Below are 25,498 nucleotides of genomic sequence, written 5' to 3' on the forward strand. Positions count from 1 at the left end.
ACATGCTGTAATTTCAACTAAACCGAAAGATCGAGACTTCCACCCAGATTGGGGTGAGGAGCAGGCACTGACTTTAACATTTCCGCCATCTGCTGGCCTTGCTGCTGTGCCATGTCTTTTGTAATCGACATCACTTGCAAGCTTGCCGACTGCACTACTGAAGCTTGGCTCATCGCCATTGATAATGCTGCAATATCCATGTTCTGCACTCCTTTCACTTTCTGGTTACATAGATGTACTTATTATATATCGGTTAGAAGGGAGCAAATATTAAAAGGTCGATCAAAATGAATAGGGAATCCATTCCATTCAATCATAACCGCCCTCAGCTTGGGGTAGTTCTTTGTAGACTTCTGCCGTTTCCACGATCTGTTGAAGTAACATCCGCAATTTCAATAGCTGATATGCAACGTTGGTGACATCACAATGTTGATCCGACCACGTAAAAAGCTTTTTTCTCCATCTACAGTAATTTTCCAGCTATCATCATTAACGGAGTATAAAAAGGGGATGCCTTAAGTCATTAGCATGACTGAGGACACCCCTTATTAAGGTTTATTTTAATCTAATGAACCTGGCACACGCTATTCGCTCTGATTTGCACAGGTCTGTGGTGTAACGAATCACAGAGACGTTATTTCGTCGATTGGGTCGTTTTTTAGGTTCTGACACCCTGATATGATGAAATAACGTTACTGAGGTTTGTTTAAGTTTGCCATTCACGTCGATCTACCTCTTAAGACGCGTCAGATTCGTTAGCGCTTTGAGTGAGGAGGAAACTCACTTCTGGAGCGGCCCCTTACTTGTGCATTAATAACTGTTCGACGTACTCAACGCAAGTTCGTTTATTTTAACTTCCGGGTTACTTACCACCTGTTGAATCATGGAAATAAAGTGTTTTTGAATCTGTTCAACGGTAGATGGGTCATACACATTGGCATTGTACATCAAAATGATCTTCATATTTTCATGGGGTTTGACGATCAAAGTAAAATCAAAACTATTGTGTTCTGTACCCCCAACATTCATAATCTCAAGCGGTGTTTCACCTTTCTGACCCAGACTCTCCATTCGGTTCTCTACCGGGAAGTTCTGATACACAACAACATGATTAATCAGAAATTGTTTTTGCTTGGTCAGATTTTGAATATCATATAACGAATACGTATCATATGCATGTGACTCCACAGCTTGTGCCTGATTCCTTTTCATTAGAGATATAAATGACTCATCTGCCTTAGCCTGGATACGAACAGGAATCGCATTAATAAATAATCCAATCATGCTTTCGATCCCAGGAATGACAGGTGGTCTGCCCGATACCACACTTCCGAATACAACATCGTTGCTTTCATTGTATTGCTGCAACAATACACCCCAGACCGTCTGCACTAACGTATGGAGAGTAACATGCTGCTGTTCCGCAATCTGTTTCATTTGCTCGATTAGTACATCATCCAAATAACAGTTTAACGTTCTGGAATCCTGTCTTTCATGTTTCGGTTTGATTTTTTCTCCAGGCAATTTCGTTTGTCCTTCATAACCCTTCAGGTAATGAGTCCAATACGTTATTGCACCTTGATGATCTTGCTGTTCCAGCCATTCAATGAATTGACTATATGGGGTTAATAGAGTCACTTGAGGCTTTCTATTTTCCCGAATCGCAAAGTAATTCTCGAATATTTCCTTGCTTACCAGAGACATACACCAGCCATCCATCAAAATATGGTGAAAACTCCATATGACGCGGTATTCATCTTTCTTTGTTCGTAAAACAGACATACGTATTAGTGAATCTCGTTGTAAGTCAAATCCTCTTGCCTTGTCCTGCTCGATATACTCGTCAACATACGTTTTACGTTGCAGCTCACTTGTGCCAGCCACATCTTCATAGTTAAATTCAAATTTCTTCTCTTGATACACAATTTGAAGAGGGATGTCCACGAAATCACTGTAAAAATTAGTTCTTAATATCGCATGCCTTTGCATTAACTGATCCAAACTTTGCGCAAAAGAGGTAACATCCAAATCTCCACGCATGTCAAACATGATTTGTACAAAGTAAGCGCCCGAAATTGGATTCCGTTCACTTTCGTACAGCATTTCCTTCTGTAATGGTGTAAGTGGGTACACATTTTCGATTCGACCGATGTGCCCCGTTTGTTCCACGATTTGATCCAATTGATCAATGGTTAATGACTTGCATGAAATATCACTTGGCGTAAGCTCGGTTTGTTCCTTCGTTACACAATGTTCAACGACTCTACTAAGACCTTCCTTATAGAAACAAGCCAGTTGCTCCATCGTTTCCCGGCGATATTGTTTTGAACTATAGTTAATGGACAGCGACAACCGACCCTCTGTAACAATGCCATTGATATTCAGCACAAATGGTCTCTTGTTGTTTTCACTTACGGATGGCCCGCTGGAATAAGACGAGAATTTAATGCCATCTTGGCCCGAATCCTGATTCACCTGTCCCATATAGTTGAAACTAATTTCGGGATTTTTCTCTAACTTGAATCCTTCATTTCCATGTGACAAATACCTCGAAATCCCGTAACCAATGCCCTTGGTTGGAATCTGGCGCAGTCCTTCCTTGACGGTCTTAATCTTCCTTGATAAGTCAGCCCCGGACTCCATCGTAATCATAACGGGGTACATGCTTGTAAACCATCCCACTGTACGCGTAATGTCCAGCTCTGACAGGATGTCTTCTCTACCATGCCCTTCCAGATTTACGAGGATTTCTCCCATGCCTGTCCAATCATGAACAGCCATTCCTAATGCCGTTAGCAATATATCATTAATTTCCGTATGGTACGCATGATGTGTTCGCTTTAATAATTGCTCGGTTTCCGCTGCTGTCCAATGAATGGTGATCGTTTCACTATCTTTGCCAATCGTCTCATCACAATCCATATCTTTAGGCAGCGGGCTTAGCTGGGCCTGCTCCACACGACTCCAGTATGGATTCTCTTGCTTCATCACCGGGCTGTCTGCAAACGTAGACAATTGTTCTGCCCATTGTTTAAACGAGGTCGTTTTTTGAGGAAGCCGGATTTCTTCACCTCTTAAGAACTGGTCTTGCCCTGTCTGAATATCTTCATATAAAATACGCCATGAAACCCCGTCTACCAACAAATGATGAATGGCAATAAGCAGGTGATCCCCTTCAGCACATTGGAACAACCCAAGTTTGATTAAAGGTCCGTGAGACAGATTCATACCACTCTGAATTTCTTTTGCTTTATTTTCAATGAACGATGCAGGATCTGCTTCTGTTTTGAGGTCAACGATTTCAAGGCTGTATAATCCATCTTCGTCTGCCCCTCGATTCCACGCTTCATATCCGCCTTCAGGCGCTTGTCGATAAAGGATGCGGAGAGCATCATGCTGTTTAACGATCTTATCCATGATGCTGTGAATGAAGCGGACATCAAACCCTTTTTCACGAAAGAACATCATTTCCTGATTGTAATGATGTACGTCCACCATATTTTGATCAAAGAACCAGCGCTGAACAGGTGTCAGCATCACTTGCCCCGTAACTTCCCCTTGGTCAGAAATAGTGCTCACGGATGTAACGTGTTCACTCAACTCCGCTACTGTCGGATAGGTGAAGAAATGCTTCATTTCCACTTTATACCCCGCTTGAAGCAGTCGTGAGGAAACTTGAATACATTTAATCGAATCGCCCCCGAGTTCAAAGAAGTGATCTGATGTGCTAATCTTTTGAACACCAAGCACAGCTTCCCAGGAAGAGACGATCGCTTGTTCTACAGCGTTCTGCGGCGCCATATACTCGGTCCCTTTTTGCATATGTTCTTGTGGAGATGGTAATGCCTTACGGTCAACCTTCCCATTGGAAGTTAACGGTATATGCTCTAATTGAACAAAATAAGACGGGATCATATAATCCGGAATTTCATGAGATAATGCCATTCTGATTTTCTTCGCTGTCAGTGAGCTGTCGCCTTTCCAATACGCACACAACTGCTTCGAACCATCCTCATGCTCACGGGCAATAACGACCGCTTCCTGAATGGAGTCTATTTGCAAAAGCGCAGTTTCCACTTCGCCCAGCTCAATTCGGTAACCGCGAATTTTCACTTGATGATCGATTCGTCCCAAATATTCAATATTTCCATCCGGCAGCCATCTTGCGGCATCTCCTGTGCGATACATTTTCCCTTTTGTAATCCAGGGATGATCAACAAATTTCTCTGCGGTTAAATCAGGCCGGTTCAGATAACCTCTGGCAAGGCCCTCACCTGCTACAACTAATTCTCCCTGAACACCGATCGGTTGAATGCGTTGATGTTTATCCAAAATATAGGTCTGCAACGTCGGGATTGGTTTGCCAATATTGCTCTTTCCAACATGTATTTCAATGTCGGTTATTTCCTTATAAGTTACATGAACCGTTGTTTCGGTTATCCCATACATATTAATTAACTGGATAAATGGATATTTCAGCTTCCATTCCTTCAATAACACGGGATTGAGGGCTTCTCCTCCAAAAATCACTTTTCTTAATTTCAGATCTGCTGCATGACCTGCCAGTTCTTCCTGAAGAAGATGATAGAAATACGTTGGCGTTTGATTCAATATCGTCACTTGCTCGTCTTTTAACAATTGTAGAAATTGTTCCGGACTTTTTGCCGTCATTTGAGGTACGATAACCAGTTTTCCGCCATAGAGCAATGCCCCGTACATTTCCCATACCGAAAAATCAAAACAAAAAGAATGGAATAAGGTCCATGTATCTGATGCATTAAAATCAAACAAATTTTTACTGTTGAACAACAATCGCACCACATTTTTATGTTCAATACATGTCCCTTTTGGTTTACCTGTCGTTCCTGAGGTATAAATTACATATGCCAGGCCTGTTGGTGCAGCAGTAATTCCCAAATCGGAATGATCTTCATGATAGGACTCAGGTAGATCCAGGCAAACGACCTCTCCTGCAAAAGAGATGCGTTCTTGCAGATGACTTTGCAGTAATAATATCTGTACGCCCGAATCCTCAAGCATGTAGTTGACACGGTCCTCTGGATATTCGGGATCAATCGGCACGTATGCGCCACCCACTTTCAAAATCGCAAGGATTCCTACAACCATGTCTAGTGAACGATCAGCGATGATCCCGATTAACTGATCATTTTGAATGCCTTTAGCCTTCAGCGTTCTTGCCAATTGGTTGGCTTTCTCGTTCAGCCCTTGATAGGTCAAATGTTGATCCTCAAATACAACCGCAACGTGTTCAGGAGTCCTTTCCGCCTGTTCCTCAAACAGTCCATGAATCGTCTTGTCCATTGGATATTCAGCCATGGAATCATTAAACTGTTCCAAAATTTGCATTTTCTCCTGTGTTGTGGTCAAGTCAATGTCATGGATCGGAATATTCGGATTGTTGACCACTTGCTCCAACATCTGAATCAAGTGACCTTGAATCCGTTCTACGCTTGCCCGATCATAGACGTTAGCATTGTAATAGAACATACATTTCATGGATTGGCCTGGTTTGATAATCAGGTTAAAGTCATAGTTCGTTTGTTCATCTGCTTCAACATTCGTAATCCGAAGAGCTGTCTCCTCCTGATCCCCAAACTGTTCCATAATGCCCTGTACAGGATAATTCTCGAATATCAGGATATGATCAATCAAATTTTGCTTTTGCGATGTTTCCGCTTGAATCTCATATAACGGATACGTGTCATGTGGATGAGAAGCGACAGCATGTTCCTGATTCCGCTTCATAATCGCTGCAAATGTCTCGTTACCTTGACTCTGAATGCGTACAGGAATGGTATTGATGAATAAACCAATGATTCGCTCAACTCCAACAATCGCCGCAGGTCTGCCCGACACTACGCTTCCGAATACAACATCCTCACTGCCGTTATATATCTGTAGCAACATTCCCCAGGCTGTCTGCATGAACGTATTCAGCGTCACCTGATTCTGACTGGCCACTTGTGCGATTTGTCCGGTTAATTCCTGACTAAGTGTACAAATCATATGCTCTGAATGATATTCATCACTCTTCGTAATTGCATGTTCTTTTGGCAAAGTGGTCTGCTCATCATAATCTTGCAAATAGTCACGCCAGTATTTCAGGGACTCTTCATGATCTTGGTTGTCCAGCCATTCAATATAGTGTTTGTATGGAATCGTACTCTTTGCCTCCAGTTTTCGTTGTTCCTGAATAGCAAAGTATCCATCAAACAACTCCTGGATGACAAGCGACAAGCACCAGCCATCCATCAAAATATGATGATAATTCCAAATGAAACGGTAGGTTTGGTCATGCGTTTGCAAGATCGAAATACGCATTAACACATCCTGAGACAGGTCGAAACCTTTTATTTTATCTGCTCTTGTATATTCTGCCACGTATGCTTCACGATCTTTTTCATTCATCTCACGCAAATCTTCGTATATTAGCCCAGTCCGTTTATGACGGTATACCACTTGCAGAGGTCCATTCTTCCATTTGCTATGAAAATTTGTTCTGAGAATCGAATTACGCTGCATCAACTGATCCAGACTTTTCGTAAAAGCTTCCACGTCTAACGGACCATGAAGATCCAGCGTGGTTTGAAGGAAATACGCTTCAGAGTTTGAATGAAGCAAATGATGAAAGAACATCCCATTTTGCATCGGTGACAAAGCATATATATCTTCGATTTCACCAATATGTTCCGATTCTTGAACAAATCCTTCTAATTCTTCAATCGTAATTCCTTTTAACGTTAGATCACTTGGTGTACATTCCGGCTTCTCTTTTGTCACACAATGTATTACCATTTCTTGCAGATGATCTCTAAAATATGTTGCCACTCGCTCCATCGTTTCTTTTTGAAATTGGGTGCGACTATACCGAAGTGACAACGTCAATTTGCCTTCCACAATTAAGGCATTCATATCGATAAGAACATTTCTTCTGTGGTTGTCGCTTGCTGTTGCTCCACCTGGATAGGGAGAGATCTGCATCCCACTATTCTGGAGCTCCTGATCAAATTGACCCAAATAGTTAAAACTAATTTCAGGATTCAAGGTAAAGGGCGCTTCTTGCTGATGTGCACTTAAATATCGTAAAATACCATACCCAATCCCTTTTTTAGGGATTTGACGAATCATTTCTTTGTTTGTTTTGATGAGAAGAGACATATTAGAACTTGCTTCCATATCAAGTACAACCGGATACTGGCTCGTAAACCATCCGATCGTTCGTGTAATATCGAGCTCCGGTAAAATTTGTTCTCTTCCATGTCCCTCCAGATTGACCAGCACTTTATCCATGCCTGTCCATTGGTGAATAGACATGCCTAGTGCATGGAGCAGCAAATCGTTAATCTCCGTTTTATACGCACGATTCGCTTGTTTTAATAATTGTTCCGTTTCTGCCGCTGACCATTCCATCGTGATTTCTTCGCTGTCTTTTTCCAGTGCATGATCCGCTTCGAAATCTGTAGGTAACAGCTTATAGGTTGCTTTTTCAATTTCATTCCAATATGCAATCTCTTGCGTTATCGCATCACTGTTCGCATACAACTGGAGCCGTTCTGCCCATAATTGGAATGAAGCCGTTTTTTGCGGTAGTTGAATCGATTCTCCATGACTTAATTGTTCATAGCCCCTCGATAGGTCTTCAATCAAAATTCGCCATGAAACCCCGTCGATGACGAGGTGATGAATAACGATCAATAGATGATCTCCATCTGCACATTGAAACACGCCCAGCTTCAACAAAGGTCCACGATCCAAAGTGAACGTGCTTTGCATTTCGTTTGCTTTCTTCTCAATTTGTTGAGATGGATCTGCTAATGACTTGAAGTCCATCACTTCAAGTGTATATAAGGGTTCCTTTGCCAACCCTTCATTCCACGCTTCATAACCCTGTTCTGTAAGGCGATATACTGTACGAAGTGCATCATGATGCTCACTCAGTTTATCGAATACACCGCGAAGTGTGGCTTCGTGAAAACCTTCTTTCCGGTACAGCATCACGGACTGATTATAATGATGGGCGTCCACCTTGTATTGTTCAAAAAACCAATGCTGAATTGGAGTCAGCATTACTTTTCCCGTAATGATTCCCTGTTCAGACATCGTACTAATAGGTTGAACATAGGGAATTAAGCTTGCAACAGTTGGGTGTTTAAACAGATGATCCATCTGCACCTGGTAACCTGCTTGATATAATCTTGAAGAAACTTGAATGGATTTAATCGAATCTCCTCCAAGCTCGAAGAAATTATCCAAAATCCCAATGTTCTCTACCCCAAGTACCTCTTCCCAGATCGATACAAGTTGTTGTTCCACCAAAGTTCGGGGTGCTTCGTACTCCATGCCCTTCAACATATGTTCTTTGGGAGCAGGCAAAGCTTTGCGATCGATTTTCCCGTTAGACGTGAGCGGCATCTGATCCAGCTGTACAAAATAGGACGGAATCATGTAGTTTGGCAGCTGCTGGGACAGCGTCTCCCGCAGTTCCCCGATCGTGATTGCATCCTCTCCTACCAGGTACGCACATAATTGTTTGGTTCCCGTTTCATCTTCTCTGGCTATGACGATGGCCTCTTTTATCTGGGTACTATTTAGAAGAGCCGTCTCCACTTCACCAAGTTCAATCCGGTGTCCACGAATTTTCTCTTGATGATCTACCCTTCCTATATACTCTATGTTCCCATCGGGCAGCCATCTTGCGAAGTCACCTGTCTTGTACATTTTTGCTCCCGAAACAAATGGATCATCCACGAATTTCTCCGCAGTCAGATCTGGACGGTTCAAGTAACCTCTGGATAGCCCTGCTCCGGCTACACATAATTCTCCCTGAACTCCAATAGGCTGTAATTCATTCCGTTCTCCTAAAATGTAGACTCTATTGTTCGCAATAGGCTTCCCGATTGAGATATTTTGATCTGCCGACTTGATCGACAGAACTGTGGATACAACACTATTTTCAGTTGGACCGTATTCATTACACACTTCGATGCGTGGATTGATGCGCTGCAATTTGTGTATTAAGGCAGGAACAATCTTCTCTCCCGCAGCCACCACATTTTTCATGGATGTCCAATCTTCCGCGCTTACTTGTTCCAACAGTGTCATCAAGAAACTTGGTGGACTTTGGATATGAGTGATTTGCTGTTTTTTGACCATCGTATTGATGGCTATAGCATCTTTACACTGTTGCTGGTTTAACAAATACACTGTCGAGCCAGATATCATCGGACCAAAGAAATGAGTAATAAATGAATCAAAAACGAAAGGATTCAGCATTAATACCCGATCATCTCCGGTAAAATGATAAAAATCCGATTTCCATTGCAGGGAATTCACAATGCTGGCATGTTCAATCATTACGCCTTTGGGATGACCTGTTGTTCCAGACGTGTAGATCATGTATGCCAAATCACTGGAGATCGCTCCATCTACCCAATTTAAATGATCATCATGGTGATTTATTTCAGAATCCAGAATGACACATGTCCCTGCATAATGTTCCGGCTTCTGTATATGACTTTGATGCAGCAACCAAGCCACTTTTGAATCCTCAAGGATATAGTGAATACGATCTGCCGGATATTCCGGATCGATTGGGACATATGCTCCGCCAGCTTTTAGAATACCGAATAAACCTATGATCATCTCAAGTGAGCGCTCTGCCATAATGCCAACGAACTGACCTGCCTGCACCCCCTTAGCTTGAAGCAATCGGGCCAATTGGTTGGATTTTTGATTTAACTCTCTGTACGTTAACTGTCTATTCTCAAATACGACTGCCGGATGGTCCGGTGTTCGTTCCACCTGTTCTTCAAATAATTGATGCATCGTCTTGTTCTGTGGATACCCAACCCTTGTATCATTAAAATCATATAACAGCTTGTTTCGATGAAACTCTGATAACATATCGACATGACTTAACTCCAGATCAGGTTGGTTCAGCACAACGGATAACAATTGGTCAAGATGCTCTACAATTTGAACCATATAATCGCGATCATAACGATCATCATCATAAACTAATCTTAACTGAATGGAGTCGTTCTCCAGATCAAAGTGGAACATTGTCACCGCTTTTACGTTATTTTCATCAAGGGTGGGATGAATTTCATTCAAAGAAACCAAGGTATGAATTAGAGGTACATGGTTCGAATCATACTGAACATTTAAACGTTCAACCATTTTTCTGAAAGGAATTCGTTGATGCTGAATGGCTTCAGTTAAACTGGTCTTCACTTGATTAAATACGGACTTGAATGACATCGCATGATTGATATTATTTTTTAAGACAAGAACCTTATTCGAGAGCGATAGATCATTGTTCTTTTCTTCCATCGTTGGTAGGCCAATAATCATCTTGGTTTCATTCGTGTATTTATATAACAGACACTGAACTCCCGTTAATAAGATCGTATATATCGCCATAGGAGCATTTCGCGACATGGACTTGATTTTATGTGAAACATCGGCTGACAAAGACTTATATATAGCATTCTGGTGCTGCGTATCGTCTGGGTGTTTGGAGGTTGTCTTGCAATAAGGCAAATGAACAAGATGGTCATCATCTTCAAATCGGCTTGCCCAATACGATTCCTGTTTCTTAAAAATAGACATACGGCACCCCGATCACTTTATATTTTTAGGTTAGCTTAGAAGAAATCTACTTCAATTAGATCAGCCAGCGTATCCCCATCTATTAATTCTTCAACCAATTGAATCTTCTTGATTTCAATATGAGGGTCGTTGGCAATGGTTGTTAATATGACCAACAGATTTTGTGACATCGCTTCAATCGTTGTTTTCTCAAATAAAATCGTACTGTATTCAAAGGCCACTTCTAACTTGTGTTGCAATTCGGTAACATACAGCGTTAAATCGAATTTGGATACTCTCGTATTTGGAGCATAAGGCTTGCAGGTTACTCCATCCATCTGAATCTCTGAAGCATCTGTATTCTGCAATACAAACATGGTGTCAAACAACGGATTCCGCCGAGCATCTTTGGTTATATTTACTTTCTCAATCAATTCTTCAAACGGATAATCCTGATTCTCATAAGCGTTCAACATATTTTCTTTCACTTCCAGCAGATACTCCGTGAATGTTTTATCCGCGGCAGGATAATTTCGAATAGCCAGTGTATTCACAAACATCCCCATGACCGGCTCCAGCTCAGCATGTGTCCTGCTTGCAATCGGCGTGCCTACAATGATATCTTCTTGCCCGCTGTATTTAGATAATAGAATCGTATAGGCGGCTAATAGAATCATATATAACGTTGTTCCTGTCCGTATTTCCATGTTCCTTAAGCCTGGAAGGATGTCTTCTTGCAAAACAATGTCCAATACATCTCCCGCATAGCTTAGCGTTTCAGGTCTTTCGTAGTCTGTTGGCAGATCCAATAGTGGGATACTCTCACCAAACACAGTAAGCCAATACTTCTCCTGCTTTTTCATCCACTCACTATGAAGTTGCATTTGCTGCCATTCAGCATAGTCTTTATATTGAATTCGAAGAGGAGACAGCTCCTCTCCCTTATAGAACTGGCTAAGTTCAGTCATCAGAAGATGTACGGATAATCCGTCTGCAATGATATGGTGCAGATCTACCAGCAATACATGACGCTCCTGCTGAAGTTCAATAAGTCCCACCCTCATAAGAGGTGCTTGCCCGAGATCAAATGCGCGAACAAACTGTTCAATTCGATCTTCGATCTCTTCTTCCGTTGACTCGATCAATTCAATTCCAAAGTTCACTTTAGGGTACACGATCTGTTTCGGTTCTCCGTGTATGACTTTGAATCCAGTCCGAAGCGATTCATGACGATGAATCAATTGTTGGAATGCTTCTTCCAATTTGATCCGATCAAGCGATCCCTCCAGCATAAACATACCTGACATGTTGTACATGAGTTCCTTGCCGGCTTTGATGCTCATAATGTACATTCTCATTTGCGCCGAAGAAATAGGATAATATTCTTTTTCCTCCACTTGAGGAATGGACACTAATACTTCCTGTTCCATTTGTTCAATAGATTGAGCCATCTCTTCAATGGTCTGCCATTCAAAGACGTTTCTTACCGATATGCGGATATTCAGCTTTTGATTGATTTTGGCGGCCAGCTTGGTCGCACGTAAAGAGTTGCCTCCTACATCAAAAAAACTGTCTTTTACACTGATTTTTTTCACGGCAAGCACATCCTGCCAAATAGGCAGCAACTGTTTTTCCACCCCAGTTCGGGGTTCTATATATTCACTTCCCGTTTGTATGTTCTCTTCTGGACTCGGAAGCGATTTGCGATCGATTTTCCCGTTCGATGTCAGAGGCATGTGATCCAATTGTATAAAGTAGGCTGGAACCATGTAATTCGGCAACACCTTAGAGAGGTTTTGTTTTAACTCTCCCACCGTCAGCGTGGAATCCGCTGTAAAGTATGCACATAACGATTTGTCCCCGTGGTCATCCTTATGTGCAATGACGATAACTTCTTTCACACACTCTAGATCTAACAGTGCTGCTTCGACTTCTCCTACTTCGATCCGGTATCCGCGAATTTTAATCTGGTGATCCATTCTTCCTAAATACTCGATATGGCCATCGGGAAGCCATTTCACCAAATCTCCCGTTTTGTACATTGTCGCTCCCTGGACATACGGATCACGCACAAATTTTTCTGCTGTCAGCTCAGGTAAATTCAAGTATCCCCTACCAACCCCATCGCCAGAGATACATAATTCCCCTACGACGCCTACAGGCTGAACTTTGCCATGTTTGTTCAATACATACAGGCGATTATTTCCTAATGTTCGACCAATCGGTAGGTGAGCTCGTTGATTCGCTGTATCCAGGTGTTCTGGAAGTACACGGTATGTCGCAACATCCACACAACATTCTGTTGGACCGTACACATTAACTATGGCTGGCGGCGTGATCTGATTGAGAGCAAATAATGATGTGATTTCATTTACACTTTGCTGAGAAAGAGCTTCACCGCCAATGAGCATATATTTTAGCGATATGCCTTGAACGTTTTTTGCCTTCGATAGTAATTTCAGGTGTGCAGGCGTACCGTCTGTCAAATCAATTTGGTGGTGCTGATAATAATTCATTAAATCTTGTCCATCCAGTACCGTGTCTTTGTCTACAATAAACAAGGCATGTCCTGACAGCAGTGCGCCAAAAATCTGCTTCACAGATGCATCGAAATAGTAAGGCGCAAGTAAAGCGACATGCAAACCGCTATACTGATCATCTATAACTTGACTGTACAACGCTTTAACCAAGTGATGAACCTGACGATGTTCGATCATCACACCTTTTGGCATGCCTGTTGTGCCTGAAGTATAGATCACATAAGCCAACTGCTCGGAATTCCCTGACGGTTCCAGATTCGACAGATTAGCTGCATAGGTTTCTTCATCGTCCAAATCAATCATTTTTCCATTAAACGATACCAACTGCTTCAAATGCCTTTGCGTGACTAACAACGTTGCCCCCGAATCATGCAAGATGTACCGGATACGCTCTTCAGGAGAATCCGGATCAATCGGTACATACGCCCCACCTGCTTTTAGAATGCCAAAGATGCCAACGATCATATCAATCGAACGATCTGTCAGAATACCTACAAATTGATCCTGCTGCACTCCCTCAGCTCTAAGCGTATATGCCAACTGATTCGCCCGTTCATTCAATTGACGATACGTCCATTGCTCATCTCCAAAAGCCACGGCTAATTGATCGGGTGTACGTTCCACCTGTGCTTCGAATAACTCCTGGATGGTCTGATCCCGGGAATATTCTATGTTGGTATCATTAAAGTCATATAAAAGAACGTTCTGCTCATGTTCAGACAGCATTTGAATATCGGACAAGGCTATATCAGGTTCGATCACAATGTCTCTGAGGATGTTGAACAGATGTGTTTTCATCCTGTCGATGGTATCCCGTTCAAACAGCTCCGTCTTGTAATTAAAGTGCATTTCCAGACACTCGTTATCATCCTCAACGATGAACATCAGATCATACAACGATACACCGACATTTAATTCTCTAACTTTAAAGCTGCAATCCTGTTCTTGCCGTTGATTCAACGCGGTATTTAAAAAGATATACATTGTATTAAAAAGTGCTGTCCCGGTGGTATCCCGATGTGTGTTTAATTTCTCTACAAGATTGTCAAAAAGATAGTCCTGGTTATCCAATGCATCCAGGGATTGTTTTTTAATTTCCTCGAGATAGGATCGAAACGACTTATTCCCCACCGGCTGTGATCGAATCGCTACCGTCTGGATAAAGACACCTATCATATTCTCGACATCCGGATGGTTTCTTCCTGATGTTGGCGTGCCTACAATCATATCTTCTTGATCCGTATATTGATGAAGCAGCATATTATACGCTGCCAATAACACCATAAACATCGTAGTTCCCGTTTGTTTCGCAAGCTTCTCCAGCGACTGCTTCAAGTGTGCGTCCAACACAAATGACAATCTTGAACCTGCCGAAGTCAACTGAGGTGTCCGAACAAAATCAGTAGGCAGATTAAGGTTCGGGAGTTCTCCTTTGAATTGATCCAGCCAATATTTTTCTTGCTGCTTATAAGACTCTCCCGCCAGAAATTCTTTCTGCCAAGCTGCAAAGTCTTTGTACTCAACCTCAATTTCTGACATGCTTCTTCCGTCATACGCATCAATCAGTTCATTCGCAAGAATGCCAACGGAATATCCGTCCGATATAATATGATGCATCTCAATGAGGATCTCTGCATGATCATCGCCTATACGAATGAATTCGGCACGTATTAGCGGCGCTTTGGAGCAATCAAATGGTTTGGCAAACGTCTTAACATGTTGTTCGAATGAATCAGGGCTTTTCTGAGTTCGTTTCACTTCAAAATCAATCGTTGGGGCGATACTTTGGTATAGCTCTCCATCTATGAGTTGGAAACTGGTGCGAAAAGCTTCGTGACGGTGCACGATTTGTTCCAATGACGAAATCAATTTAGCTTCATTGATATTTCCTGTGACCGTGATATGACCGCACATGTTCTGAAACACACTATTCGGCTCAAATTGATCCAAAAAGTAGATCCGTTGTTGTGCAGATGACGTCTCATAAAATTCCTTGACGTCCAATGCCTTAATCGGAATGAATGTTTCCTCGTTCTCGCCTGTAATCAGACTGGCAAGCTCTTTCAGACGTTGGTTTTGGAAGAACTGAACGATTGAAATTTTGTGTTGAAACTGCTCATGTACCTTGGATAACATTACAGTCGCCTTGAGCGAGTTACCTCCGAGATCAAAGAAGTGATCATGTCTCCCCACTTGATCGAGGGATAATACGTCCTCCCAGATCAAGGCCAGCTTTTTCTCCACGTCATTGACTGGAGACTCGAATATGGCTGCATGATTAACGTGAGGAAGACGCTCCGTAACAAACCGATTGTACATCTCTTGTAATTGATCCTGTTGCTCGGATGAGAACAACGTCAAAGACGAGATTTCAGCCTCTGGATGACTCACCATATGTTGCAGCAAACCTTTAAATCCTTCAGACCACAGTTTCATCATCTCAGGTCCAATGAGATCGGTATTGTAATCAAAATCCAGGTACAATTCATGGCTAACATCCGTAATATTAAGAAACAAATCGTAAGAAATATGTTTGATCGGATACGACATGAATTCAGTCTTGATATTTTCAAATTGAAGATGATGAATCGTTCTGTCCATATTGAATAAAATCCGGGTATCCGGTGCAGTCATATGAGCAAGCTGTTCGGATACGAGGGTCAATGGAACATGCTGATGCTTCATGACTAGAGCCAGCGTTTCCTTGAGCTGAAGAACATGGTCTACAACGGATTGCTTCGTTAACAAGGCATGATGAACAGGTACAATGTTGACACAGTTGCCAATCAGCGCATTTTTTCGCATGTGAGACTGACCCGCTGTAGGCACGCCGATGACAAGGTGAGACTGCCCTGTTAGTTGATGCAAATATAAATGAAACGCTGCAAACATCGTTACAAACAAACTGCTCTTATTATTGATGCTTAACGTTCGCAATGACTCTGTTAATTGATGATCCAGCTTGATGGAATATCTTTCACCGTCATATCCCTTGGGCACATCATCGGACGGTGCCGTTGGAAGTGTAATGTTGGGATAGGATAAGGAAAATTGTTCTTTCCAGAACTGGACTCCTTCGGTAAATGACCCTTTTTCATGTTCAAGTCGTTGCCAGCTTAAATACTCACGGAATGGAGTGGCTTCAGGTAATTGAACCGGAACTCCTCGGACCAGAGCAGAATAGGTATGTTCCAACTCTTGAATGAATACAGCAATCGACCAGCCATCTACAACAATATGATGAAATGTCAGCACCATAAGGTATTGATCAGTTGCCTTTTTAAGCAAGGTGATTCTAAATAGAGGTTCCCCAGACTGTAAATTGAAGGATTCATTTGCATCGGCAGATAACCAATTGGAAATTTCCCGTTCTTGATCCTCACCCGCATATGCCGAGAAATCCAACCATGTACATTGAAATTCCATTACGGATCTGATTTGTTGTGTTTCACGATCGGCATGAATGACTGTTCTCAGAGTTTCATGACGCTGTGCGATCTGATTCACGGCCTGATCCAGTGTGGAGGGCTTTATTCCACCTGTCATTTTTAAAATAACACTCTGATATAATGCAGCATTCGCATCTTCACCATGTAATGAAGTCAACAATAATTGTTTTTGCTCTAAAGAGAGCGGATATTCCGAAACAGGCGATTCACCAGGGATAAACCCCCACTCGCGTAGTTCATGGATCGTCTCTTTCACGATTCTGATTATCGTATCCATGTCACCCATGGAATGCACAGTCGATATAAAACAGTTACGGCCTTCCCAAATATATAAACCTTTATAGATTAAATGGTAGAAGAATAATTCCATATCTCCAAATGATATAAATCGAAATAAAGATCCATAGTTCACCATTTGCATCGGTACATTCGCTGTTTTGAAAAACGCATTTAATTCTTTTACAAGATAATTGGTTTTTTCATTTAATTCCTTATATAACGTTTCTGCTTCAGATTGAAGATACTGTAGTACCGTTAACATCACTCTCATCGTAAGAGGGTGTGTACAGAAGGTTCCGCCGACAAACGTTTTCTTATCTGCATCGGAAGGGTAAGAATCATCATTAAAGTTCCAGGTTCCACCATCTACCGGATTCATAAATTCAGCCTTACCGGCGACTATGCCAATAGGCAGCCCGCCACCGACCACTTTTCCATAGGTAACCAAATCTGCTTTAACCCCAAACCAATCCTGTGCTCCACCCAGACCAATTCTAAATCCAGTGATGACTTCATCGAAAATAAGTGCAGTCCCAAATTGATTTGTTATTTCTCTAAGTTCCCGTAAGAATTGTGTTGGCTGTACATCAGGTCTTCGACTTTGCACCGGCTCTACAAGCACAGCAGCCAATTCATCACCCAGGTTCTGAATCATATCCAGGGATTGCGGATGGTTATAATTAAGAATAATCAAATCTTCCATAGCGCTATTTACAATACCAGGAGCCATAGGCATTGCAGACGATAAAGCATCCCCAGGATTCGCTACACCCAACACGCCGTCATGTGTACCATGATACGATCCGGAGAATAATACAACTTTCGAACGCCCCGTTGCCGCCCGCGCTAAACGAAGTGCAACCATGACAGCTTCTGTTCCTGAATTATAAAATGCGACACGTTCTACACCTGTTAGCTCGGAAATTTTAGCTGCAACATCTCCTGCCAAGTCTGACATAGGGCCCAATGGAGGCAATTGTTCCTTGAGGCTATCTGCTATTACATTTTGTATAAACGCTGGATTATGGCCAAATAGATTTACACCAAATCCCATCGTCAGATCCAAATACTCGTTCCCATCCAGATCCCATAACTTAGCTCCCTCTGCACGCGTTGAAATAACGGGATATACCATTTCCTTCCAATACGAGCGAAATCCGGACACATTGCGATTATTCGCATGAACCAAACGTGTTTGGCCTGTTTTTAATTTGGAGCCTTTGGTTCTTGCGGTATACTTGGCTATAAATTGTTCAACATACTGGTTCTGAAGCGGTGATAATCCGCTCTCTTCATGAATCTTCAACGATTGATACGGTATAAAAGGTTTTTTTTCTTCCTTCGATTCCGAATAGGGTTGGATCTCTTGGGTTGGTTTGGTTTCATGATGTTTCATCTCCAAAAGAGGCGATTGAACAGTATTCATTTGCTCGCCTAACAGCACATTCAAACTTTTTAATTGGGACTCCATAAGCTGAATTGCAGACATCACAATTTGTTCCGACACATTCCCTGAGGATTTTGCCGTGTTTATATTGTTCACAGATGCCAGATTTTGTTGTTCAGCATGCTCCTGAACTGTTTGATTATTTATATTTTCAGATACATCATGATGCTTTATATTCTCTGACACATATTTAACTAAGGAATTAATATTAGTAAGGGTTTCAAAAAACATTTCCATCGGGATATCCAAACGGAACAGCTCTGAGATCTCCTTCTGAATTTGCACAAGAATGATGGAATCCAATCCCATCTGGAGAAAATGAGCTTGATGATCCAGCTCTTCCAACTTCAAACCAGATGCACGACTGATGCTTGTTTTAATCTTTAATTCAATATCGTTTGTATTCATCTCCATTTGAACCTCATTCCTCTCTGAACTATGTCCCGCTGGTATCGTATGTTTGACTTCAATCCAACACCGCTTCTGCTCAAATGGATATAGAGGCAATGGAATTTTCCGAATGACTTCATGATTATAAAATCTTTCCCAATCCATCACTGCCCCCAGTGTATATAACTGACCGAGTTCATTTAAAGATTCTGCCTTTCCCTGAACATAGAGATGATCGGTATCCAGCGTCTTGTCCTTCTTGGCGTAACCAAAATAGACATTGGGTAGCTTGTCCTTTCCCATTGCAATGTGATGCAATTTTTCATGTAATTCTTGTGTACTCGTTATTACAATGGCAAGTCGATAATCCAGATTAGCCCTTCCCGTACTGGCTGTATAACAGATTTGTTGAATGGAAACATCCGTGTGATCGGTTAGATATTCATGGTACGTTCTGACCAATTCATCCAGCGCCCGTTCCGTAGCAGCAGACAGAACAAATAGATTAGGCTCTTGGGACATTCTTTTATCTACGGTTGGGGAAGGAACATATTCTTCGAGAACCACATGCGCATTGGTACCACTGAAACCAAAAGAACTAACCCCGCATCGTAATGGACCCTCTTTTTCACCAAAATCCATTAGTTCCTGATTCACATAAAAAGGTGAAGCTTCAAACTTAAGCAGGGGATTAGGCTTGTCAAAGTGAACCAATGGTGGAATCTTTCTATGTTGAAACATAAGAATAGATTTAATTAATCCAGCGATCCCCGCCGCTTCAAAACCATGTCCAATGTTAGCTTTGGCAGATCCGATTGCACAAAATTGTTTCCGATCCGTATATTTCTCAAAAGCTTTACGCAAAGAATTGAACTCAACCGGATCACCTAATTTGGTCCCTGTTCCGTGTGCTTCAATAAAGTTAAGCGTATCAGGAGAAATGCCGGCTTCTTTCCATGCCTGTTCGATCACATTGGTCTGTGACTCCGGGTTAGGTGCTGTAATTCCTACCGTCTTGCCATCCTGATTAATCGCACTTCCCTTAATCACACCATAGATATGATCCCCGTCCTTAATCGCTTGCTGCATTGGCTTCAACATGACCGACCCAACACCTTCGCCAAATCCCGTGCCGTTGGCATCTTCGCTAAACGTTCTCGTCAATGCATCTGGAGATTCCATATCCAGTCCGATACTTATCGGTAATAATGCCGTTCGAATGCCTCCTGCGATTGCCATTTCACAGTCTCCAGCGAGCAATCCTTTACATGCCATGTGAACAGCAACAAGTGAGGAGGAACAAGCGGTATCAATTGTTAAGGCCGGGCCTTTTAAATTCAGGAAATATGCAATTCTGCTCGCCAGTACAGATGGTAAATTTCCAATGATATAATTTTTGAGTTCTGCGGGGTAACTCGCCGTCACGAGCCGTTCGTAATCATACCCAACTTTGGAATACCCCACGTACACGCCCACATTTCTTCCATTGATTCCTTCCCCTGCATACCCAGCATCTTCAATCGTATGCCATGCCGTTTGCAAGAACATCCTTTGATTCGGGTCCATAAATTGTGCAGTTTTTGGGGTTATGCCAAAGAAAGAATAGTCGAATTGATCAATCTGATCCAAGTAACCACCTTTGATCCATTGAACTTCGCTCAATTCACTTCGCATGGATTGTATATAATCCGCAGCGTCTTTTATCCGACTTTCAGGGTAGTCCCGAATGTTATGCGTTCCATTTTCCAAAACACGCCAAAAATCGCTTGCATTTGATGCACCAGGGAGATTCAAAGACATACCGATAATAGCAATATCTTTGGATGGCGTATGATCCTCTTGAGTTTTGTTGACTTGCATGGTCTCGCTGTAACCTCTAGCCAGATATGCTGCCAATTCAGTTATCGAGGGATAGGTAAAGAGGTCCGTAACAGCAAGCTCTTCTCCATATTTTTGTTCTATACGTTCAGCGATTTGGGCCAGCTGTAATGAAGTTGCACCCATATCAAAATAGCTATCCTCAAGTTCAACCTTTTTCCCAACCAGCACTTCAGAAAATAGTGAAGTTAATTCACGTTCCATGACTCGAACCGAAACAGCTGCCTTTTCTTTTGACTTGTCATTGTCATTCTTGATCCAGTCATGGATGAATGCAGATTCTGTTGAGAATTTGCCTGCTTCATACTGCTTGGCCAACTGATAGCGCTGGATTTTCCCACTTGTTGTTTTCGGTAATTTTTTAATCGGCAGTACCTCTTTGACACTCCATCCCCCATGTTTATATAGGTGTTTTTTGATTTCTTTAACAAGCGGCAGGAAGTATTCGATCTTTTTTTTGTACACGACAAACACAATAATTTCTTCACTTTGACTATTCGAATCATACACACCACAAGCAGCAACTCTTCCGAGTTCAATATCATCTAATTGTATGGCAACACGTTCAATGTCATGGGGATATACATTTTTACCATTGATAAAGATAATGTCTTTTTCCCGCCCTGTTACAACCAGTTTTCCTTTCATGATGAAACCCAGATCTCCTGTATTCACCCATCCATCGTGCGTTAATAACTTCTCCGTTGCTAGTGAATTGTTATAATAACCTTGGGTGACGTTATCCCCCTTGATTTGAATTTTTCCAATAACCAAATCGGGAACACTGTTCATTTCCTCATCGCAAATTCTAACATGGCAATAATCAATTGCTTCGCCAACGGCAACAAATGATGCCACATGTTCAGCATGTTTTTCGACTTCGATGACACGCTCCCCCAAGTTCAGATGATCCCGGTGAACGTACACCGCAGTAAACTCTTCTTCTACCTTGGGAAAGGAGACGGCAACAGAGGCCTCTGCTAGTCCATATACGGTAAACATGGCTGTTTTCTTTAAGTGATATGCTGACAATACATTTAGGAATTCATCACACACTTCGGGTAATATAGGTTCCGCCCCATTATAAATGACTCGGACAGATGACAGATCCCATCCCTCCGCTTTGTCTTCGCGAAAGAAATTCAGGAAGTATTTATAACCAAAGTTAGGAGAAGACAGTATGGTTGCTTTGTGTTCATTTACTTTTTTCATCCATAGAATCGGTTTGCGAATAAATAGTTCCGTTGGGAGCAAATATTGATGAATTCCTGCCACGAGGGGTACGATATGGAATCCAATCAAACCCATATCATGGGTAAGGGGCATCCAGGAGAGAAAACTATCGTTTGAACTAATTTGTGTGCCATTAATAGCAGCACAAGTATTATAAATCAGGTTTCGATGGGTGAGCATCACGCCTTTGGGATCACCGGTTGATCCAGAAGAGAATTGAATAAATGCCAAGTCATCAGACTGAGGTTCAACTATATTATTAATAGATTCATAATTGTATATGGTGTCTTGGATCAGATCCGTTCTGACTTCTAATTGATGATGGAAATCAAGCATGCCATGTTCCAAAACAAATTTCTTCATTTTATCTAGCACCTTCTCAGATGCAATCATGAAAGGGTTATTTAGCAAATTCCAAATACGGCATACTTTCAAGTTTTGTTCTTCATCTTCACCAATACTTACAGGGATAGGGATCATTCCACCGAGTATACAAGCCCAGAATGCGACTAAAAACCGTTTGTTTTCTTGAATCTGAAAAATAATTTCTTGTTTAGGTTTAATTCCGATGGCTTGTAGATAACCTAAATACCCTTGTGCCTCAGTAAATAATTGATGATAAGATATAAAAGTTTCACGTTTGTCCGCGTCGATAAAACGAATACCACGGTCCGTTATTTTACTTCTGTCGTTGATAACATCCACTAATGTTTGAAACTGATTAGTATACATATCTCTCCTCCAAATGAATCATCTCTAACATGCTTATCTAATTATTTACACATATTTCAAGCAAAATTTTACCATAGAAATATATGTAAAATCAATCAATTTATTGTTACTATATGGTAAAAAAATAGAGATTGATTCGGGAGTTATTGACATATTTAATACCAAACATCTGAAGTTTCAACAAGTTTAGATGCATTAAAGGACAAAAAGACTACCTTATAAAAAGGCAGTCTGTCTGTAATATAGATCTTGCAAAAGCACAAATCGGGTACTAGATTGCATCAATCAACGCGGTTCCATCCAATGGAATTTTTTTTGCTATAATAATGGAATGACATACCTGTAGAGCATCATTTATCTCTTCTTCACTGAGTTCGTATCCATTCTTGTGTATTTGTTCCTGTACCCGTTGTAAATGATGAAATAATGGCTCAACCATTTTGGCATATGATATCGAATCTTGGTTATAATTCCGTGAAGTGAGTGCGGTTACCATTAGTTCTGATAACAACTTTTTACGAATCGTTAACCGTTTATTTTTCCTTTCTTGTATATTTGTAAGCATTAGTAAATCGGAAGGCTGACTTAGCGAGTAAGGTACAATACGCTTCGTTATTTTACTCATAAGACTAACTAACACATGTTTAGAACCCAACTCTATAACTTCATTAACCCCATTTGCAACCAGATAGCGCATAGACTCTGACCATCTTACAGGCATCGTCATCTGCATGTTTAAGTAATCCACGACAGATCGATCAGACTCATAGGCTGCTGCTGTAACATTGGAAATAATCGGGTATTTTGCATGAGCATATTGATGTTGATCCAATTCAACTTTGAATTGTTCTGCTGCGGTTTGCATCATGGGTGAATGATAGGGACCACTTACATTGATATACGAATGTTTCGTTCTTAGGGCTTCTGTCCTTTTAATAATTTCTTGAATAGAGTGCCGATGTCCCGAAATGACAAACTGCTGGTCAGCGTTCATACAAGCCACACAAGCAGGACGCTCGATCGTGGAAACTTGTTCGCATATGTTTTGAAGTGTATCTAAATGAATACCTGAAATGGCGGCCATGGTACCTTTCTGATCCGGGTCTGCATTGTGCATAATGATCCCTCGTTGTCTCACAAGTTTAATAGCTTCACGAAAAGATAGAACACCAGCGCATACCAGAGCCGAAAATTCTCCCAAACTATGCCCAGCCAAATAAGCGGGTTCCATCCCTATTTCTTGCATATACACCTGATATGCTATGACACTAACAGTCAAAAGTGCAGGCTGAGTATTCATCGTCATTGTCAAATCAGCCATGCTACCTTCAAAACATAACTTTCTCAAATCGAAAGAAATGGCATCACTGGCTTCTTCAAATAACTTCTTAGCTACATCAAAGTTATTCCAAAAGTCTCTACCCATCCCAACCATCTGAGAACCTTGTCCAGGAAACAACAGAGCTACATTACTCATCCAGCATCCTCCATGTATCAACTTTATATTTTATGCACTTCGATAACTGAAAACCAATAAATTCCTTGTTTTCAAAATTTATAATAAACTTTCATTGGGAGTTATGCAAATAAAGCCAAAAGGAGGGTCATCTATTTCTATGAACGGAAAAAAATACGTGATTCTTTTTGGACTTCTTTTTGGACTCTGTGTCGGGGCATTTAGTGTAGTTCTATACTGGATATTAACTGAAGCCTGAACATGACAAATAGACATCTCCAATACGGAGATGCCTGTTTTGTTCTGATCTGATCATTCGATTCTTATTATTCCTCATTATCTTAAGTATCTGAATACACTAATTTCAAGTTCAACGACAATTCCTTCAGATATGTGTGTTACCATCTTTTTCGTGTGAATCGGATTATCTTATCCCTCAATCAATCCATACTTCACAAAACTATGATACAATCCATCTTCCTCGACTGTTCCAGTAATATCATCTGCAATGGCTTTCAGACCTGGCTTCGCATTACCCATGGCAATTCCGATGTTACAAAATTCCAACATCTCGGCATCATTCATGCCATCACCGATGGCAAAAGTATCTTCTTGGGACATGCCCAGATGCTTCAGCAGATCGGCGATCGCGATGGCTTTGTGAATGCCAGGGATCATCAGTTCACCACTTCCTTCACCAAAGATCGGCACAGTGCACTGAATGACTTCGAATTTTCCTTCAAACTCTTGCTTGATCCGCTCAAACGGGATGGCTGAGCTCTCCAAGAAACATACCTTATTCACATCATCCTTGTACAGGTCGGTCTCACCATACGTTAATCCGGCAATAAACGGGTGCGGTTTCAGCTCCTTCTTCTCTCTGGCTACAGGGTCATTCTCCACATCGCCATAGATACGGCGTTCCAGGTGAGGTTGAAGATTGTTACTCGCATACAATGCCGAATTGGATTCAAGGTAGAAGTCAATGCCGTTTTCATTGAAAAAATCGACCATATGTCGAACATCTTCCGCTGTTACCCTTTTGTGATATAACACGTCCTTGCCAAACTCCACATAACCCCCACCTGCACCAATCAGACCATCGAATCCGACATCCCAGATGGAATCATAAATTTCCGCTTTGGATCGGCCTGTACATAAATAGAGCAGATGTCCATTCTCTCTGGCCTGTCTACAAGCCTTCTGTGCTGACAACGGAATGTTTCCATCATCGTCAACCAATGTGCCATCAATATCAATAAAAACAATTTTTTGCTTCGTTTCGTTCATCTGCCTAGCCCCCATCATGTATGTTGTCTATGTCTAACCGAGCGAGTGCCGACAGGCATTTCCTTATACAAAATTACCTATTCCGTGGTGTTCGCTGATCGATCAACTTCTCCAAAAATTCGGCAAAAGAATCCGCGTATCAAAATAGTAATATTCATCCTCGTCCGGTACAAACAGCTCCAGCTTCCCATTA

At 41.6% G+C, this 25,498-nt stretch carries 5 protein-coding genes; all 5 read right to left on the reverse strand.

The features are described from left to right. Positions 1–17: 17 nt before the first annotated feature. The 5 genes from MHB43_RS19245 to MHB43_RS19265 all read right to left on the reverse strand — a co-directional run bounded on the left by MHB43_RS19245 (position 18) and on the right by MHB43_RS19265 (position 25,305). Positions 18–200 (reverse strand): YjfB family protein, encoded by a 183-nt coding sequence (locus MHB43_RS19245; RefSeq protein ID WP_017687882.1) that lies wholly within the window; start codon positions 198–200, stop codon positions 18–20. Positions 201–810: 610 nt separating this feature from the next. Beyond that, on the reverse strand, positions 811–10,632 hold the full coding sequence (locus MHB43_RS19250; RefSeq protein WP_405117732.1) for an amino acid adenylation domain-containing protein: 9,822 nt from the start codon (positions 10,630–10,632) through the stop codon (positions 811–813). 35 nt (positions 10,633–10,667) lie between these two features. Further along, positions 10,668–22,559 (reverse strand): amino acid adenylation domain-containing protein, encoded by an 11,892-nt coding sequence (locus tag MHB43_RS19255; RefSeq protein WP_405117733.1) that lies wholly within the window; start codon positions 22,557–22,559, stop codon positions 10,668–10,670. A 271-nt stretch (positions 22,560–22,830) separates the two neighbouring features. Then, positions 22,831–24,036, reverse strand: coding sequence for an ACP S-malonyltransferase (gene fabD, locus MHB43_RS19260; protein ID WP_405117734.1), 1,206 nt, complete (start codon positions 24,034–24,036; stop codon positions 22,831–22,833). Between the two features lie 408 nt (positions 24,037–24,444). Continuing rightward, positions 24,445–25,305, reverse strand: a complete 861-nt coding sequence (locus MHB43_RS19265; RefSeq protein WP_405117735.1) for a Cof-type HAD-IIB family hydrolase — start codon at positions 25,303–25,305, stop codon at positions 24,445–24,447. Positions 25,306–25,498: the final 193 nt, after the last annotated feature.

Origin of the sequence: Paenibacillus sp. FSL H8-0317, assembly GCF_045040685.1 — a bacterium.
In the GTDB taxonomy this organism is placed as follows: domain Bacteria; phylum Bacillota; class Bacilli; order Paenibacillales; family Paenibacillaceae; genus Paenibacillus.

Coding starts and splice junctions, on each gene's coding strand:
- MHB43_RS19265 (WP_405117735.1), bottom strand. CDS start 25,305: ATGAACGAAACGAAGCAAAAAATTGTTTTTATTGATATTGATGGCACA.
- fabD (WP_405117734.1), bottom strand. CDS start 24,036: ATGAGTAATGTAGCTCTGTTGTTTCCTGGACAAGGTTCTCAGATGGTT.
- MHB43_RS19255 (WP_405117733.1), bottom strand. CDS start 22,559: ATGTATACTAATCAGTTTCAAACATTAGTGGATGTTATCAACGACAGA.
- MHB43_RS19245 (WP_017687882.1), bottom strand. CDS start 200: ATGGATATTGCAGCATTATCAATGGCGATGAGCCAAGCTTCAGTAGTG.
- MHB43_RS19250 (WP_405117732.1), bottom strand. CDS start 10,632: ATGTCTATTTTTAAGAAACAGGAATCGTATTGGGCAAGCCGATTTGAA.